This window comes from Microcystis sp. LSC13-02 (assembly GCA_002282935.1).
Taxonomy (GTDB): Bacteria; Cyanobacteriota; Cyanobacteriia; order Cyanobacteriales; family Microcystaceae; genus Microcystis.
Map to the genome: position 1 here is coordinate 2,281 of MTBT01000260.1, position 4,218 is coordinate 6,498.

At 42.9% G+C, this 4,218-nt stretch carries 4 protein-coding genes and 1 riboswitch; of the genes, 3 read left to right on the forward strand and 1 reads right to left on the reverse strand.

Features of this window, described 5'->3' with window-relative positions; translation table 11 throughout:
• The first annotated feature begins 140 nt into the window (after window positions 1-140).
• Window positions 141-1,121 (forward strand): sodium-dependent bicarbonate transport family permease, encoded by a 981-nt coding sequence (locus BGL89_RS16570; RefSeq protein ID WP_286826642.1) that lies wholly within the window; start codon window positions 141-143, stop codon window positions 1,119-1,121.
• A 73-nt stretch (window positions 1,122-1,194) separates the two neighbouring features.
• Complete coding sequence (locus tag BGL89_RS16575) at window positions 1,195-1,512, forward strand: P-II family nitrogen regulator (RefSeq protein WP_286826643.1); 318 nt, start codon at window positions 1,195-1,197, stop codon at window positions 1,510-1,512.
• A gap of 64 nt (window positions 1,513-1,576) precedes the next feature.
• On the opposite strand, the gene BGL89_RS16580 is transcribed toward BGL89_RS16575, so the two are convergent.
• Window positions 1,577-2,155: a DUF3172 domain-containing protein gene (locus tag BGL89_RS16580; RefSeq protein WP_286826644.1), complete on the reverse strand. Its 579-nt coding sequence runs from the start codon at window positions 2,153-2,155 to the stop codon at window positions 1,577-1,579.
• A gap of 190 nt (window positions 2,156-2,345) precedes the next feature.
• Window positions 2,346-2,476, forward strand: a riboswitch (cyclic di-AMP (ydaO/yuaA leader).
• Between the two features lie 229 nt (window positions 2,477-2,705).
• Between BGL89_RS16580 and BGL89_RS16585 the strand changes: the two genes are divergently transcribed.
• Window positions 2,706-4,043 (forward strand): ArsB/NhaD family transporter, encoded by a 1,338-nt coding sequence (locus BGL89_RS16585; protein ID WP_286826645.1) that lies wholly within the window; start codon window positions 2,706-2,708, stop codon window positions 4,041-4,043.
• The last annotated feature ends 175 nt before the right edge of the window (window positions 4,044-4,218 follow it).

Here is a 4,218-nt window from a genome sequence, read left to right on the forward strand (position 1 = left end):
AAGGTTCAGTTTTTAGCTTGGTTATCGCTTTTTCCATTGTAGCTTAAAGCCGTCCTCAAAGGACGGGGTTTTAACCCAAATTTTCGATAATTCTCAAAATCGAATAGTATAGATTGAAATAACTCAATGTACGCAAACCTATGGATGGCAGCTTAATCCTGTTCAATATTCTCAATCCGCCGGTTTTGTTCTTTTTCTTAGGAATGCTGGCAGTATTTTTTAAATCCGACCTAGAGATTCCCCAACCACTGCCTAAACTCTTTTCTCTCTATCTTTTGATGGCGATTGGTTTCAAGGGAGGTTATGAACTAGCGGAAAGTGGCATCAATAACCAAATCGCTTTAACTTTGATTGCCTCTGTGGTTATGGCTTGCATCGTTCCCATTTACACTTTCTTTATCCTGAAAATTAAACTCGATAGTGCCAATGCAGCAGCGATCGCGGCAGCCTATGGTTCCATTAGTGCCGTTACTTTCATCACCGCCAGTTCTTTTTTAGAAAAACTTCATATTTCCTATGGCGGTCATATGGTAGCGGCCTTAGCTTTAATGGAATCGCCGGCGATTGTAGTGGGTTTAATCCTGGTGCGAGTCTTTAAAGAGAAAAATGGCGAAGAAGAAGCGTTTTCTTGGTCAAAAGTTTTACATGAAGCCTTTTTAAATGGTTCGGTATTTCTCTTAGTCGGTAGCGTTGTTGTTGGTATGCTCACGGGGGAAAAAGGCTGGGAAAAATTACAACCTTTCACCCAAGAGATTTTTTATGGTGCGTTAACTTTCTTTCTCCTTGATATGGGATTAGTGGCGGCGAAAAGAATCCGAGAATTAGGCAAAACTGGTTCTTTTCTCATCGGTTTTGCGGTGCTCATTCCCGTCATCAATGCTATGGTTGGCATTCTCATCGCTAAGGTTCTCGGATTTGAACAGGGCAATGCTTTATTATTCGCTGTTTTGTGTGCCAGTGCCTCTTATATTGCTGTTCCTGCGGCCATGAGAATGACTGTTCCCGAAGCGAATCCTAGTTTATACGTTTCTATGGCCTTGGCTTTAACTTTTCCTTTCAATATCATCATCGGTATTCCTCTGTACCTAGAGATGATCAAAATCATTGGCTGTGGAGTCTAAAAGGCCCGGCTGTTTTTCAATAATTCCTGTCAAAATTTTTCTCTTTCACTTGTCCCTTTTTTACTTAACTACCATGCTTGAATCCCCGCATCCTTCCCTACAAACTGTCAAAAAAGTAGATATAATTGTTAGTCATGCTTTTTTGGAAGAAACCTTAAGCGCTCTTGATGTTGTCGGAGTTTCCGGTTATACCGTCTTTGGCAGTACTTCGGGAAAAGGTGATCGAGGTTTATCCTGTGATGACTTGGATTGTGATTACAGTGGTAACTACATTATGACGGTTTGTAATAGTGACGAACAACTTGGTCGTCTGATCGATAAAATTCAGCCTTTTTTAAAAAAAGCTGGCGGAATTTTTGTAGTGACTACGGGCCAATGGCTAACTCATTAGACCTCTTGTAAAAATCAACGCAGTTAATTAGGAGTCAGTGGTCAGAAGAACGATCTTTTCCGGTTTAGAATTTATCTGTATCTGGTCTGGGGCCAACAGCACCGGCGGGATTAACAAAAAGATTGCCCCCGGCTTCATTTTGGAAGATACAATCGATTTTCGGTTTGCCTTCCAAGGGACCGGTATAACCAAAGGTATTCATCCGGTTTTTACAACTTTGTACCTGCTGTCCATCGACTAATTTTTGTTGTTCTAAAATTGACCAGTTATTGCGTCGCAAAACGCAACCGGGTTCCATGACTGGTTGGGTAACAAAAACATTAAAGGGGTTAAGAGTGACATAAACCCGCAAATCGGTGACAATGGCACTGGCCCCAAATTGCACGCATAATTCCGCATTGGGGGCGCTGCGATCGATTACTTCCCGGGAAGCGACGTTTTCGGGGCTAAAATTAGCGGTAGAACTGAATACCAGACCGAGACCCACCCCTAGTACAAAAATACCACCAATCAGGGCGATCATGGCATAGTTTAATTTGGCCAATAGGCCTCCGGAGGTCGAAGCGCGGGAGTCATCACCATAGGAGCGGTCATAATCACGATCGCGCGATCGGGGAGGAGTATAACGAGGTCTTCTATTCATAGAAATTTCTGATGTGGCCGCTATGGCGGTCAGTCGTTAGCTATTAGCTTATCACTGTTCTATCCTAGCAACCCGGGGGATAACCGACAGGATAGGTCTAGTATAGAGCTATATCGTTTTTTTTTGAGGTTAGTATGCTATGGTGGATCACTAAATAGAGTAAGTCAGCCTAATCCAAGTTTCTATGCTAGATATTAGCTAGACAAATTCGGAGCGGAGGAACCACATTTGGGGGCGTATTTCTAGATTTTTTAGCCTAGAAAAGGATATCTCTCTATCCTAGCCCGTCAGCTAACTTCGTCGGCGTGGGGGGGAAGACTGAAACATCACTACATTCCTAGCAATGTCTTGATCGGTTCAGTTATGTCGCTGATACTACTTGATAGTGATAACTTACAGGAGACATTGTATATGGGGATTCTCATGCAGGTTCACCGATCACAACAATTTTAAGATTTTCCGTCGATAACCATATTTTTTGTGAGTTTGCTGTACATTCGGGCAAACTTTTAGTCGTATCGAGAAACCGAAAGTAAAAACAGGATCAAAAATGCTGGAATCTTTACCAATGTGGATTGCTGCAATGACTTTTATTGCAGTCATTGTGGTGATTATGTTCGAGTGGCTTCATATTACCGTAGCGGCTTTACTGGGGGCTTTAATCTTAGTTTTTACCCATATCATGACTCTCCAGGAGGCGATCGGTTATATCAGTCGCAGTTATGCCACTCTCGCCCTATTTTTTGGGGTAATGGTGTTAGTGAGAGCCTTTGAACCAACGAAAATTTTTGATTATTTAGCAGCACAAATGGTGCTTTTAGCCAAGGGACAGGGCAAATTATTACTAATAGGAATTGTCGCCATTACTACCCCAATCTGTGCGGTATTACCCAACGCTACCACGGTGATGTTATTAGCCCCGCTGATTCCTCCCTTAGCTCAAGATATCGGTGTGGATTTTGTGCCGCTCTTAATCCTGATGGTTTTCGTGGCCAACAGTTCCGGGTTATTAACGATTGTTGGTGATCCCGCTACTTATATCGTCGGTGATTCTATTAATATAACCTTCATGGAATACCTACAGCGTTTGAGTTTAGGTGGTGCGCTGGCAGTCATTACCATTCTGGTTATGTTACCTTGGTTATTCCCGAAAATCTGGCGGACAAAATTCGAGCATTTAGAAGAATTACCCCATCCGAAAATTAATCATCCTCGCGTCTTAGCGGTGGGGGGAATTATCGTCTTTTTAGTCTTATTTTTATTCGTCGTCGGTGAATCTTTTCCCGTACCCATTTCTCCCGCGGCCGTTGCTTTGATGGGGGCCACTTTAGCCCTACTTTTAGCCCAGCAATCGAAAATCGATACGGTTCATAATATTCTCCGGGATGTGGACTGGAGTACCCTATTATTTTTTATGTCGATTTTTGTCCTAATTGGCGGCTTAGAAAAAACTGGGGTAGTTAATAGTTTATCGGGATTTCTGGCGATAATTTTAGGCAAAAATATCTTTTTAGGTTCTCTAGTCTTGCTGTTTTTTGTCGGTTTGATTTCCAGTGTCGTTCCCAATATTCCCCTAGTGGTGGCCATGGTTCCACTACTGAAACAGTACCTTGTTAATGTTAATTTAGTCGGGACAGAAGTTCTTTCTCCCGATTATGCTGGTTCTTTTCCCCCGGAAGTTTTACCGCTTTTCTACGCGATGATGTATGGGGCTACCCTAGGGGGTAATGGTACTTTAGTGGGAGCTTCTTCTAATATTGTCGCCGCCGGCATCGCTGAACAACACGGGGGCAAAATTACCTTTCATACCTTTCTGCGCTACGGCCTACCCGTGATGTTTACTCAGTTAGTCGTCTCGGCAATGTATATGTTAATTTTCTTTGTCTAGTCTATATCTGGGGGGCATTAATGTTAAGTTCGCCTAAGATTGACAAAAACGTTAACATTGATTAACATTCTCCTATCGTGCTAGTTGACATCCTCGCCGCCGTAAAACGGACGGCGATTCCTCACCACGCCACTTTTTTAGAATGGTCGCTGAATGGGGTTGACGCTTCACGGGA